The sequence below is a fragment of the Pseudoalteromonas sp. G5_S1_14_S5 genome, from assembly GCF_054968605.1.
The window spans coordinates 1-12,585 of sequence record NZ_JBQKUM010000009.1 but is presented as its reverse complement, the minus strand read 5'-3'; the positions used below and the strand labels follow the sequence as shown (position 1 = coordinate 12,585).

Here is a 12,585-nt window from a genome sequence, read left to right as displayed (position 1 = left end):
GAAAAATCGGAAAGTCACTAAGGCATGTTTTACTTTACTTAATACGATATTTTTTAATTATTTTAATAAGTGAGGTTTAAGCAGTAACAAAGGGAGGGCCACGTGGGGCTTGTCTCGAATAGCGTTCGCTTAGAGCCCAAAAAACGTAGCTGTCTGAGACAATAAAACTCAGTCGAGTTGTGAGTAGTGTAGTTGGAAGTTCATCTTGGTGAAATGTGGAAAAATGGCTAAATGGACACGGCTTACCTTTATGAGTATTCGGCTCGCCTTCTTCGATTTGAACCAATTCAAAGCCATTGACCGTACACAGCGACGCCCACACTCCCGCACTATTACCATGAGCATTGATAACAGGCATTAAAGTCACTAAAGCCCAGCTTAACGCAGTGGCAAGTAACATAGAGAGGTTGAACGAGGTTCGGCGCATTATTCCAAATCTTTATAAATTTCCCTTATTATGAGGCACTTGTTATATAGGTAAACGTAAAGATTAACACCAGGTTAAAAAGTTGAAGCCAACGCACACTCTTTTTAGTTAAAAACTGGTTACGCGAATAGAACATAGCCCATATTATTCATATACGTGCAAAGCTATCGGTTAGAAAGCCACCAATAAAAAACGCCGCCTACATTTTCCAATAAAGGAAAATATAGGCGGCATTTTAGAAATCGAATCTTGAGGTTTGGGCTTTGTTTACTGTCTAACAAGCAAACGCTCCAGATTAATCCATTAACCGAAGATCTTGCTCCAGATACTTGGGTTACGCTTGTCGTGGTACTCTTCACGAAGGCCATCAATCGTACGCAGCTCTTGTTTTGCTGCCTCGAAATCGCCTTGGTCTAGCTTCTGTTCAATGCTATCGATCGATAGACTGATCTTCTTGAAGCCTTCCATGAAGTTTTCTTCTTTCTCTACTGGGTACACACCCGTTTTTAGCTCTGCCACTAGCGTATCTAAACGAACGATAGGTTTTTGCATCTCTTCAATGCTTTGAGCTTCTGCCGCTTGTTTGAATGCAAGCTTCATTTCTTGCATGTTTTTCTTAAGGTCAACGTTAGCAAATGCATTGCCAGACATTACTGCTGCAGTGATTAGGCCAGATAAAAGGATTGAGCGAGTTTTCATTGTTTCTCCAAGTGAAACTGTGACTTTGAAGATAGCGCCTTCATTATTGCAGCGCTTCGACTTTATTATTTTCGGCTAGTGTATACAAAAATCCGTCAGGCACAAAAATTGATTGTGTCGAAATGCAAACCCGCCGACATTCTCTTAAACAAGCGCCGAATATTCAGGGATCTCGTTGCGACCACGTAACGCAAGAAACGATAAGAATTGCTGCGGTGAATGAGTAATAACCTTGTTCGAGTCAATGCCAACCTTATCAAGCAGCGCAGATACAAGAACCAAACCACCAACATCATTGCAAAAATGAGCATCACTACCCGATGTGATAAATGCCCCTTTTGCTTTTGCTATTCTCGCGATCTCGTAGCAGCGGTCGACACTACCAACGCGGCTATTGCCTTTCAGTGTCGTGTTATTTATCTCGATGGCGACATTGTGCTCTACCGCACATTGAATGACGGCTTCAAAGTCGAAATCAAAATTAGGATTACCCAAATGACCGAGTGCATCGACTCGACCACCTTTGATGACATTTAAGAGAGCCTCAGTATGAGCTGCGGAGTCTGACGGGCGAAATACAGGCTCATGAAAGCTCGCAATCACCCAATCTAAGTTCTTATCAACACTTGGATGTATATCGATCTCCCCCTGAGTGTTCATAATATTTGATTCAACGCCGCGAATAATCGCAACGCCTTCGATAAAACGAGGAAGTACACGCTGATTGCTAAAGAACCAGTAGTGTGGCGCGCCCGGCATTGACTCTGAATGATCAGTGGTACAGAACATAGCAAGGCCGTTTTGTTTTGCCGATTTAGCATTTTCAATCAATGTACTATAAGCATGACCACTGGCATATGTATGGGTGTGAGTGTCTATCTTTAATTCCATAAATCAATGCCCTCTCTTGATATCTAAACTTTTCAGAAAATAAACCTAAAGCCTCTGCTTGGAATTGAGTGCCTTATGATTTCAATAGAGCCAGTTTATCAGCACAAAGTGACAATTAGCACCTTAACCTAACGCTTTCTCATAACTAATTGCCTAGTTGCTACAAGGCAGACTGTCACCGCAACCTTCACCCAATATTCTATCGGTTTGCTTCATTATCATTGCGACAGGCTAGCCTGATAATTGAGCCAATTTTTTGCAACCTACCCAAGTTCGTCAATACTTAAACCAGTTCACACGCTGGAGTGTTAGATGAGACGAAGACGTTATCCGCTGAGTATACACATCACTAGCCTTTTCCTAATTTTGACAACATTTGTCGGTGCTGTTTTGATCTCAATAAGCTATAGGCATTCTCAAGAGTTGCTATTAGGAACTGTTCGCGAGGTTAGTAATGAGCACCGCGACAAGCTAGAGTCTGTGTTCAAACAAGCGATAGCACCGGTTATTACCACATTGAATGTGATGGCAGTGAGCCCGTTTGTTAATCAGCAAAGTGCTTCTATCGAAAAGGAGTCTTGGATAGCGTCGGTTGATATCATCTTCAAACAGAATACTAATTTGGTCGCGCTCTTCTATGGCTCAGAGGACGGTGACTTCAGAATTTACCGCCCCTTGAGCACCAATAAACAAAGAGCCGAAAATAACGCCCCTGCCAAGGCGACCATGATGGTCAGTAGCACTAATTTGGATGGTGATAACTTTATTACCTACCTCGATGGCGCACACCAGGTCATCAGCACAGTTCAAAGCGAGAGTAAATTCAACCCAACGACTCGTACTTGGTATCGCAATGCAAAGCCAGATGGATCAATACACCTATCCGAGCCCTATCTTTTTTATTTCCTAAAAACCAATGGCATTACGCTTTCTAGGCGTTCAGCCGATGGCAAACATATGGTGGGCGCTGACTTCACGCTAAGTTCACTCTCTTCTCAGATCAGTGAGCTGGCTTACTCTCCGAAAACTAAACTCGCTCTATTCGACAAACACTTTAACCTTCTTGGTCAACATCAACTTAATCTAAAGACCTCGAACCTCACACTCGAGGCGAGAAATGCCAACACTGGTAATGGGCAAACCACAGGTAAGCTCTCTGGTAGTGAGCAAGAGCAAAGCTTCTTCAACATTCCTAAACGAGACCAAATGGAGGCGTTAAAAGCATCTGTTTTGGGTCCACTGATCTCAGATGAACAGAAATTTAATCTCGATCTAAAAAACGTGGAGTACAACCTAAACACATGGGCATTGACCTTAACTCCGGTTGAGCTCACCCAAAACGTGATTCTCTATTTGGCAGAAGCAACACCACACAATGAGCTCCTTTCCGATCTTATTTCGATGCGTGACAAACAGGTCGCCGTCGCGATTGGGATGCTGTTTATCTGCTTTGGTATCGTATGGCTTATGGCTAATCGCCTGTCCCAGCCACTCAATACCTTGATGCAGCTTACCGACAACATCGCACGATTCGATTTCCGTAGTACTCATGACCCAAAGAGCATGATCAAAGAGGTCGCGAACCTCGCCCACTCCATTGAATTGATGGAACACACACTTCATGACCTGATCAACTTTCTGCGAGACACGGCGGGAAATCAGGAATTTTCGATACTTGCCAAGAACATTGCTCATCAAAGCTATCTGATTACCAAAGCCGAAACCATTGTGCTGTTTACTCAATCAGAAGAGAAAGATGTGTTTGATACCGCCGCTAACCTAGCGATTATTCCTTTTAAGGCCGACATCAATGACTTCATCAAACACACACCTTGGTTACTGTGCAAACTCAAGTCGGGAGAGACCATCCACTTAAATCGAGAAGACAATGTACTCAACTACTATCAAGATTCAATCTTCAACTCAGACCTATACCTGTTCCCGTTGTTGAGCCGTGAAAAACTGTTAGTCGGTATTGTGGCGATTGGCTATGAAAGACCCATAACCAAAGCTCAAGCGGATAAACATGCCTTTTTAAGAGAGCTATTGAGCTTTGCGGAAATAGCCAAAGACAACATTGACCAAATGCAGCAACAGAAAGACATGCTCAACGCCTTCATTGAGCTGATAGCCTCTGCGATAGATACCAAATCCCCATACACTGGCGGTCACTGCCAGCGAGTCCCAGAGCTGACCAAATGGTTAACCCAGGCGACTATCGATGACGACCGTTATTACCCTCAGTTCTCTCTGGACAGCAAACAGTGGGAAGAGTTGATGTTAGCCGCGTGGTTGCATGACTGCGGGAAAGTCACCACACCAGAGTATTTGGTAGAAAAAGCAACCAAACTCGAGACCATATACGACCGAATCCACGAAGTTCGCATGCGGTTTGAGTTACTCAAACAGCAAGCTGAAACCGACTATTGGAAAGCGATGGCGAACGGTGAACATCAGGAAGAGAAGCTACAGATCCTCGAGCAAACTCTATCAGCACTCGATGAAGAGTTTGCCTTCGTTGCGCAGTGCAATTTAGGCGGAGAATCAATGACAGAAGCGCAACTCGAGCGATTGGACCAAATAGCCAAACGTCAATGGAAACGAACATTAGACGATCAGCTTGGAATATCTTGGGCTGAAAAAGAGAGATACGAGTCGTGGCAGAAATTATCGCAATCTGCTGATGCTGCACCAGATAACAGTGAACAGACATTACCAGTAATGGAACCACTGCTTGCAGATAAACCAGAGCACAAAATCCCATGGGATAACGGCTTTAACCCAGCAGAATTGTGGCAAGAAGAGTTCGTTCTTAAGCCGGGAGAAGTCAAATACAACCAAGGCGAACTGCATAATTTAAAGGTCAATCGTGGCACTCTCAACGAAGAGGAACGCTTCATGATTAATGACCATATCATTCAGACCTTCACCATGTTAAACAAGCTCCCTTACCCACCTTACCTACAAAATATTCCTGAAATCGCCAGTGGGCATCATGAACGCATCGATGGTAAAGGCTACCCTCGAGGGGTAAGCGAAGACCAGTTACCTCTACCGTCGAGAGCCATGGCAATTGCTGATGTGTTTGAAACCCTGACTTCGAGCGATCGTCCGTATAAAAAAGGAAAGCTACTCAGTGAATCGCTCAATATCATGACCGACATGGCCACCAGCGGTCATATCGACCCTAAGCTCTATTTACTATTTCTAGAAAACAAGATCTACGACAAATACGCCGAGCAATTCCTTGAACCAAACCAACGATGCGAGGTTGATGAAATGAAACATATCGATAAAGTAAAAGAGTATATACGCTCACTCTTTTAAACGGTTAGCGCTTAGCTATTGGCTGTAACCCCAACATCGAGCTTTCTTTAGAACTGCTCGTCGGCTTAGATGCTTGCCTAGCTTTAATGTGCTTTTTCGCTAACAAGGTGTTTGTGATACTCGCAGCGACAATCAGATTAATACCAACCAACTGCTGAGTAGAAAATACATCATCAAAGAACACACCTTGCCACAGTACACTAAACAACATGTTGGTAAAAATTAACGGAGCCAGTTGAGAACCACTTTCCGCAAGCTTGTAAGCTTTTGAGCGGAAGATCTGTGTATTAACAGTACATAGCGCCAGTCCAAATGCACCTATTCCAATCCAGCCTATTTGGTCAACCATCTTTAAAGCATTAAGAATACTTGAGTCTGCTTGCACTCCAGAAACGCCTTGTACTGAGGTGAATACCAACATCGGGATAACCAATATTGCTGCAACTAAAAACGTCCAAGCGTTAAGTTCTGCAGGCGTGAGACTGGTTTTAGAAGCACGATACAAACTCACCTGTGACGCTGAGTTGAATACTCCAGCCAGCAAACCAAGCAGTAATTCAGGCCTCAAGAACTCAGAGCAAAATTTCAACTGCGACCAATCCCCAGCCATCATCACAACACCGAAAAAGGTTATCGCTAAACAAAATATGGTTGTTGTATGAATTTTGGTTCCAAACATTAACTTTTCTAACAAAGGAATAAATAGCGGCCCAGTACTAAATAACACCACACCTTCCACCAGCGTTAAAGTTTGTAACGACGCAAGAAAACACCACTGACATGCCACCATGAATATCGCCCGCATGACCAGTGGCTTCCACATACTTCCTATAGGCCTGCTGATTTTAGAAAAGATAAGAAACAAGAATATGAGCAAGCTAGGTAAGAAGAAACGCACAAAGCTCAGTATTGAAATAGGCATCACTTCCGATAAATACTTCGCCACTAAACCGCTTAAAGACAAACTGAACGTAGACAACAACATGAAAGTCGTCGCCTTGGTAATATCAGACATAATTATCACCTCCTATGCAGTCTATTTTAGAAGCGTGACGTCATTAAAAATAGCGAGTAATATTAACAATAACTGTAAGGAAAACTTACTAATGAAAAAACTCGTCCCGCTTAAATCCGTTTACGCTTTCATTGCTGTTGCAGAAACTGGTAGCATGACCGATGCCGCTCGTGTGCTGTATGTCAGCCATTCTGCAGTAAGCCAAGCCATTAAGTCTTTAGAACAACAGGTCAATAGACCTCTGTTTCAGCGAGTAGGTCGCCGTGTTGTCCTTAATGCCGCAGGTCAACGGTATTACCGCAAAGTCGCTCCTGCATTGGAGCAGGTGATAGAGGCGACTGAAGAACTTGCAAGGACGCCCAATGACCATCGCATTACCCTCAATATGGTGAATTCGCTTGCAATGCACTGGTGGATCCCCCGCGTCCCAGACTTTCAAGCTTTCGCTCCGTCACTTGATATTCGTATTTCAACACTAACGGGCCCTTTCGATATTGAACAAGAAGGTGTTGATATTGCTCTTGTGCATGGCAAACCCAATGAGTGGGAACGGTACCACAGCGAAAAACTAGGCGATGATGATATGGTGCTGGTGTGTAGCCCTACGCTACTTGCGAACAATAAAGAGTTAAGCGTCATAGAGCTTGTCGAACAGAACAATACAATTGGTGTTTTTAACCCTAGGCGCAAACACGACTGGCAAGTATGGTGCGACCATTATGAAGTCCCAATGCCCGGTTTCCACAGTAATCTAACGTTTGATGTATCGATTCAAGCAGTCCAAGCCGCCATTCGTTCACTTGGCGTATTGGTCACTCACCGCTTGTTCGTAAAAGATGATATTAGTCACGGTATGCTGGTTGAGCTTGGCGAGCCAGTCGCTAACCCACACCAAGATTTCTATTTTGTTTGCCCAAAAAACAAGTTAAAACAAGAAAGTGTGCTACAACTGAGAACATGGTTAAGACATGAATTTGCCAATTCAGACATGACGCTTAACGATAGAACACAAGTAGAGAATAACGATAACATTCAATAGAACCGTTACTTACAAGAGGCCATTATGATCATTACCACCACACAATCTGTCGAAGGTAAATGCATTGTCGACTACAAAGGGGTTATTGCCGGAGAAGCTATCTTAGGGGTGAACGTATTCAAGGATATGTTTTCTGGTATTCGTGATTTCGTTGGTGGACGTTCTGGCACCTACGAAAAGGAACTCGAGAAAGCACGCAACTATGCATTCAAAGAGTTAGAGCAGAAAGCCATTGAAGCCGGAGCAAACGCCGTCGTGGGTGTCGACATCGATTATGAAGTACTTGGCACAGGTAACGGCATGCTAATGGTATCTGCCAGTGGTACTGCGGTGGTTGTTGCTTAATTGATTACTGGTTGATTCTGAGCTCAGCTAACCAGCAAGCCTTGTAGCCTGGAAAGCAATAATGTGATTCTCTATAAAAAGCCCCTTAGCCAAATCGCTAACTAAGGGGCATTTTTGTATGCATCGCCAAGTTAGGTTTGAATATCTTTAACTTGCGCGCTCTGCGGGCTCAGAGAGCATGGCATCAAAAGAAGCAATTCGAGCCAAAAACTCTTTTCTATCTTTAGGCATAATCGAGCTCGCCATCGGTAAGTTAGCCTTCATCGCATCAACAGCTCGACCACGAACCAACACCTCAAAGTGCAAGTGTGGGCCAGTAATACGGCCAGTGGCACCCGATAGCGCAATTTTTTGGCCTCGCTTAATTTGTTGCCCTTTCTTAACTAAGAATCGGCTCAAGTGAAGATAACGCGTCGTGTATACGCTGTTATGTTCAATCACCAAGTATTTGCCGGCATACGGGTGGTCACGGAGCGCTACAACCCGGCCGTCACCCGTTGAATATACCGGAGCGCCCACTGGCGTCGCAAAGTCAGTACCATTGTGCGGCGAGATTCGGCCTGTCACTGGGTGCCTTCTTTTCGGGTTGAACGATGAGGTGATTCTTCGGAACTTTCTGTCGACAGGGTATCTATCGAAGGCTTGCTCTAGGCTATTGCCCTCTCTATCGTAGAAGAGACCATCAGGCGCCAAAAACGCCGCCACTTTTCGATTTCTTAATTGAATGGAGATACCTTGAATTTCTGTTTTGCCCGTTAGGTGATTGTCCGTGTATTGCTCTTTGACCAATACATTAAAGCTGTCACCTGCTCTTAGCTCACGAGCGAAGTTAACTTTATCTTTCAACGTGCGAGTAATATTAGCTATCTGAGCGGTAGTTAACCCTGCTTTATATGCAGACGTTGAAAAACTACCGTGAACACTGCCCGCATAGAGTTTTTCTTTCCATTCACCTGGGATCTCGTTGAATCGATAGGTGAAGCTACCATCATCGTTTCGAGTAAAGCTCGCTTGCTCAACCAGACTCTCGTGATAAATCAGCCCCACAAGCTGTTTAGAGTAGCCATCCAAGAGTAATTCTAAATGATCACCGGGCTTGATTGTATCGAGTTTCAAAGACTCAAGATCCGCTTCCATGATCTTATGAACGGTTTCATAAGGCAGATTCCAAGAGGAAAAGATGTTGCTAAGGGTATCCCCTACTTTCACAAGGTAGTGAATTTTAACTAATGAACTAGTCTGAGTTTGTGCCTGTTCCTCACCGTCCTTGTGTAGTTCTTGATAAGGCGTTATTTTTATTGATATTTCTTTTTCCTGTTCAGGATGAAAAGAGAGCAAAGCGGCAAGTGAAAATGCACTGATCGCAACAACAATCAGGATAATGCGGAGGTACTTCATGAAAATTAGCAGTTATAACAAGGAACTTAAAATTGTTATAACATAACAATCAAATCAAAAAAACAAACGAAATGTAAAAAACCGTTCTTTTGAAAGTACAAAAAATGGTGGGCTTAAGAAACCCACTATAGCATCAAAGCTTTATTCTTCACGAAGCGCCTCAAAACGCTCTAAGCCTCGAAGCATTTCGAAGTCCGGTTCTTCAGCCAACAACTCTCGCATTGAGCCACTGGCTTCAACAGAGCGTTCTAGGTCATCAATCGCTTGCCCTTCCGCTCCCAACCTAGCGTAAGCACACGCCCGCTGATATAAAGCATGAGCGTTCTGATCATCCACCTCTAACACGCGATTACATAAGCTCATCGCCCAATGGTATTCCTGAATCTCCATCGCTGCGTCTGCTTTGTATGTCAATGCTTCCAAGTCCCCAGGACGAACCTTCAAAATCTCATCATAGATTTCAATTTTCTGTTCCGCGGTTTGAGCATTCTGCGCCCTCAACCATAGATTGTGGATCTCATTGATGATTTCGATTTCTCGGTTGTTTTCTGAAATGATTCTTGTCTTACGCTTCAAGTCTCTCTCAAGCACGTTGAACTTTTTCTCATACTCTTGAGCGATAGTGTTGAGTCGTTGATCTGCCATCTCTTTGGTGGTGTGTTTTAGCTCTTTGAGCGATTGCCAACCGACTAAGGCGATTAAAGACGCTACACCTGCAATAATGTAGAAGAAATAGGTAACGGTGACATTGGCATAATTGAGGGACTTATCAGCCACAGCCAGCTCACGATCCGTCATCTGAATTGTTAAGCGCCTTTCAAGATCTTGCTGATCCATTCGCAACTTCTTCAACTCATCTAAAACGTAGCGTTCCATCAATGGTCTATCCAAATACTCTTTCTCAGAGTACTTAACTTCATCGCTTGCAAAACTCATTGTGCTGAACACTGAGATAACTGCAATCAATAAGATTCGAAGCATTATACATTCCTTATATATTTATCTTTAACCTAACTGTATCTCGTTATAGGCATACAAGCTAGGAAGTGGGCAAGTTTGCCTTATCCATATTGGAATTAACACTCTAAAACATCATTGATAATTGTAAAACACCTGAAGCAACATCATTAATTTCTAAATTATAAAAATACCAAGCAATACTGTTCTATATAATTAATTTGCGATGCGAATATAGAGTCATTTGATTTATTGCATCGAGGTGAAACTTATATTAATAACGATCAGAGCGAGGTTAATTTGAATAATCCAAGATACGATTTAGTAAGCCGTGTGCTGCACTGGGTAATGGCTTCAGTAATCATTTATGCCACAATCGCAGGTTATGTGATGCACTATGTTACCAGTCATCCAGAACTGTTTTCATTCTTATCAGTGCTTAACATGTCATTGGCGACCACTGCGACACCATTGCTCGTGGTTCGTTATATCTGGAGTCACTTTCGCTCTTCCCCAAGCATGCCAACATCAATACCAGAGGGGCAAAAGTGTGTGGCTAAGCTTGCTCACTCTTTAATGTACCTCGCCATGTTTATGGTGTTCAGTACAGGCTATTTAATGCTGGAACAACCTTACTCTCTATTCTGGTTAACCACAGTCGAAAATCTAATTACCAACCCAGCAATCAACAGCTTCTTCTTTTATTTACATCGTATCAGTTGCATTGCCCTAGCTTGTTTGATTGTTTTACATATTAGTGCAGCACTTAAACACCACTTCGTCTCCAAGAACTATGTATTAAAAATGATGATTTAAATAATACTGTGAGACTTTGGACTTAAATCGCGGCCAACAAAAAAGCCATAGCACTTCTGCTATGGCTTTCATTTTCGGCGTGATTACTTAGATTGGTTATCAAGCATCACTTGCCAGTATTCACATTTAGCAAGAAACTCTTTTAGGTAAAGTTCTGGGTTAGCTAGCTTCTCACCACCCTTAACATCAGCACCAGTCACTCGCCAAAAGCTGCGAGTCACTACGTTTCTATGATAAATAAAATCGTTAAGTTCGTTTTTTTTCAGCGGTAGTTGTTCACCGAACGTCTGTTCATACAAGCTGAGTGTTGCTTCTTGGTGACACGCCTTCTCTCTCAAAAAGGTCTCTAAGTCTAAACCTAGCTCTTTCTGAGCATCTTTTGACAAGGTTTTTGCTAATTGAGAGATCACATTAAACAGCGCCAACTCTACTTTTTGGGACGCTATTAACGACGCACCCAAAAGTGCATGTTCATTGGAGATCTGTTGCTCTGTTGCTGAAACGGTAGCTGTTGTCACTGTGTTAACCTCAAATTGTCATGACGGATATTATTGAGCGTTTCTGATCACGCGCTTTTGCTAAGCTGAGCTCGTTGAGCGTCAACGATGATAAAGCCAGCTGCGCCCTCACTTTTCTCTACTTGCACTAAACCTTTGAAGCCAATTTGCGATAGTTTCTTCGCAAGGTGCTCAGGTGCGGTTTCAAAAACCACCGGCATGAAAGGTAAATGCTCTGCGGAAACAAAGCCATGCTCGTTAAACAAGTCCATTGCGTGAGATAAATGGTCTGAGTCGGTTAATTCAATGATTTCTACAACTTCTTCCAACAACATTTTCAATTCCATATTCGCCAGAAAGTGACTGACACAAGCACATAATTTTGCTCGCATACATCCCGATGCCCTAAGACACCCCTTAAGTAGTAGGGAGATAATAACATATTAATGATCGTAAATTATGTATATTTTCAGCGACTCATTTACCGAAAATCACAAGTAACGCCCCTACACTCCTCACGTTTCTCAGATAGTTAACTAGAATTCATACCCTGTAGTCCTCCAGGTTAATACGGTTTTGATACTTTCTTCTGCAACGCAATCTAGAACGATCAGAGGAGTGAACCCTGACTACTTTTACCAAATCCGTGCTTGCAATGGGCATCTTGAGCTTGGCGGTGTAGGAGATAGAAAGCCCTTCTGTCATCACAACAATATAGGGGCTCAAGCTAAACTCGGTATTTTTCATGCTCTACTAAAACTATAGAGTTATGTTATTACTCACATCTCGATAGTCCTTTACTGAGAATGAAAGCGTATCCTAATATTATCGTTCGTTACCTATACAGAATCTATATCACTCACATCAATCTTTGGGGTGAGGTGAGTTATATCGCTTATAAACAAAAGTTATGCCCGACTAAAAACAATAAACCCCAGTGCGATGACTGGGGTTTATTGGGCCTCTGACAACAAATAAATCGATTTTAGTAGAGCCTAGGCTTCAGTTGCCTTTGGCTCATTGGTTTCCACTATCGACTCTTTCAATAAGCCGGCGTAAATTCCGTTGTGCGCCACTAACTGCTGGTGATTACCCTTTTCAACTATCTCACCTTTTTCTAGCACTAGTATGGTGTCTGAGTGACGTACCGTGCTCAGGCGGTGAGCAATAGCTT

Annotated in this window: 12 protein-coding genes; 4 read left to right on the top strand and 8 right to left on the bottom strand. The window is 43.1% G+C overall.

Features of this window, described 5'->3' with window-relative positions; all coding sequences use genetic code 11:
• Positions 1 to 76: 76 nt before the first annotated feature.
• From ACTRWI_RS04380 to ACTRWI_RS04370, 3 genes are all read right to left on the bottom strand, one after another.
• Positions 77 to 427, bottom strand: a complete 351-nt coding sequence (locus ACTRWI_RS04380; protein ID WP_499129630.1) for a hypothetical protein — start codon at positions 425 to 427, stop codon at positions 77 to 79.
• Between the two features lie 303 nt (positions 428 to 730).
• Positions 731 to 1,126 (bottom strand): cytochrome b562, encoded by a 396-nt coding sequence (locus ACTRWI_RS04375; protein ID WP_499129629.1) that lies wholly within the window; start codon positions 1,124 to 1,126, stop codon positions 731 to 733.
• 144 nt (positions 1,127 to 1,270) lie between these two features.
• Positions 1,271 to 2,017, bottom strand: coding sequence for a phosphatase (locus tag ACTRWI_RS04370; RefSeq protein ID WP_499129628.1), 747 nt, complete (start codon positions 2,015 to 2,017; stop codon positions 1,271 to 1,273).
• A 312-nt stretch (positions 2,018 to 2,329) separates the two neighbouring features.
• Here ACTRWI_RS04370 and ACTRWI_RS04365 point away from each other — a divergent pair, with 312 nt between their 5' ends.
• Positions 2,330 to 5,344 (top strand): HD domain-containing phosphohydrolase, encoded by a 3,015-nt coding sequence (locus ACTRWI_RS04365; protein WP_499129627.1) that lies wholly within the window; start codon positions 2,330 to 2,332, stop codon positions 5,342 to 5,344.
• Positions 5,345 to 5,348: 4 nt separating this feature from the next.
• Here ACTRWI_RS04365 and ACTRWI_RS04360 read toward each other — a convergent pair whose 3' ends face one another.
• Positions 5,349 to 6,359: a DMT family transporter gene (locus ACTRWI_RS04360; RefSeq protein ID WP_499129626.1), complete on the bottom strand. Its 1,011-nt coding sequence runs from the start codon at positions 6,357 to 6,359 to the stop codon at positions 5,349 to 5,351.
• A gap of 91 nt (positions 6,360 to 6,450) precedes the next feature.
• On the opposite strand from ACTRWI_RS04360, the gene ACTRWI_RS04355 reads away from it, so the two are divergent.
• Together ACTRWI_RS04355 and ACTRWI_RS04350 are read left to right on the top strand one after the other, a co-directional pair.
• The gene (locus ACTRWI_RS04355) at positions 6,451 to 7,398 is read left to right on the top strand and encodes a LysR substrate-binding domain-containing protein (protein ID WP_499129625.1); all 948 of its coding nucleotides are present in this window, start codon (positions 6,451 to 6,453) and stop codon (positions 7,396 to 7,398) included.
• Positions 7,399 to 7,422: 24 nt separating this feature from the next.
• Positions 7,423 to 7,743, top strand: a complete 321-nt coding sequence (locus ACTRWI_RS04350; protein WP_499129624.1) for a heavy metal-binding domain-containing protein — start codon at positions 7,423 to 7,425, stop codon at positions 7,741 to 7,743.
• A gap of 147 nt (positions 7,744 to 7,890) precedes the next feature.
• On the opposite strand, the gene ACTRWI_RS04345 is transcribed toward ACTRWI_RS04350, so the two are convergent.
• Both ACTRWI_RS04345 and ACTRWI_RS04340 read right to left on the bottom strand, forming a co-directional pair.
• Positions 7,891 to 9,141 (bottom strand): peptidoglycan DD-metalloendopeptidase family protein, encoded by a 1,251-nt coding sequence (locus ACTRWI_RS04345; protein ID WP_499129623.1) that lies wholly within the window; start codon positions 9,139 to 9,141, stop codon positions 7,891 to 7,893.
• 141 nt (positions 9,142 to 9,282) lie between these two features.
• On the bottom strand, positions 9,283 to 10,122 hold the full coding sequence (locus ACTRWI_RS04340; RefSeq protein WP_499129622.1) for a tetratricopeptide repeat protein: 840 nt from the start codon (positions 10,120 to 10,122) through the stop codon (positions 9,283 to 9,285).
• A 276-nt stretch (positions 10,123 to 10,398) separates the two neighbouring features.
• Here ACTRWI_RS04340 and ACTRWI_RS04335 point away from each other — a divergent pair, with 276 nt between their 5' ends.
• Positions 10,399 to 10,914 carry a cytochrome b gene (locus ACTRWI_RS04335; RefSeq protein WP_499129621.1) on the top strand — a complete coding sequence of 172 codons (516 nt, stop codon included), beginning with the start codon at positions 10,399 to 10,401 and terminating at the stop codon, positions 10,912 to 10,914.
• An 83-nt stretch (positions 10,915 to 10,997) separates the two neighbouring features.
• Here the strand turns inward: ACTRWI_RS04335 and ACTRWI_RS04330 are convergent, their stop codons facing one another.
• Positions 10,998 to 11,432 carry a hypothetical protein gene (locus tag ACTRWI_RS04330; protein WP_499129620.1) on the bottom strand — a complete coding sequence of 145 codons (435 nt, stop codon included), beginning with the start codon at positions 11,430 to 11,432 and terminating at the stop codon, positions 10,998 to 11,000.
• A 47-nt stretch (positions 11,433 to 11,479) separates the two neighbouring features.
• Positions 11,480 to 11,746: a hypothetical protein gene (locus ACTRWI_RS04325; protein ID WP_499129619.1), complete on the bottom strand. Its 267-nt coding sequence runs from the start codon at positions 11,744 to 11,746 to the stop codon at positions 11,480 to 11,482.
• Positions 11,747 to 12,585: the final 839 nt, after the last annotated feature.

Coding starts and splice junctions, on each gene's coding strand:
- ACTRWI_RS04365 (WP_499129627.1), top strand. CDS start 2,330: ATGAGACGAAGACGTTATCCGCTGAGTATACACATCACTAGCCTTTTC.
- ACTRWI_RS04340 (WP_499129622.1), bottom strand. CDS start 10,122: ATGCTTCGAATCTTATTGATTGCAGTTATCTCAGTGTTCAGCACAATG.
- ACTRWI_RS04325 (WP_499129619.1), bottom strand. CDS start 11,746: ATGTTGTTGGAAGAAGTTGTAGAAATCATTGAATTAACCGACTCAGAC.
- ACTRWI_RS04355 (WP_499129625.1), top strand. CDS start 6,451: ATGAAAAAACTCGTCCCGCTTAAATCCGTTTACGCTTTCATTGCTGTT.
- ACTRWI_RS04370 (WP_499129628.1), bottom strand. CDS start 2,017: ATGGAATTAAAGATAGACACTCACACCCATACATATGCCAGTGGTCAT.
- ACTRWI_RS04350 (WP_499129624.1), top strand. CDS start 7,423: ATGATCATTACCACCACACAATCTGTCGAAGGTAAATGCATTGTCGAC.
- ACTRWI_RS04375 (WP_499129629.1), bottom strand. CDS start 1,126: ATGAAAACTCGCTCAATCCTTTTATCTGGCCTAATCACTGCAGCAGTA.
- ACTRWI_RS04345 (WP_499129623.1), bottom strand. CDS start 9,141: ATGAAGTACCTCCGCATTATCCTGATTGTTGTTGCGATCAGTGCATTT.
- ACTRWI_RS04360 (WP_499129626.1), bottom strand. CDS start 6,359: ATGTCTGATATTACCAAGGCGACGACTTTCATGTTGTTGTCTACGTTC.
- ACTRWI_RS04380 (WP_499129630.1), bottom strand. CDS start 427: ATGCGCCGAACCTCGTTCAACCTCTCTATGTTACTTGCCACTGCGTTA.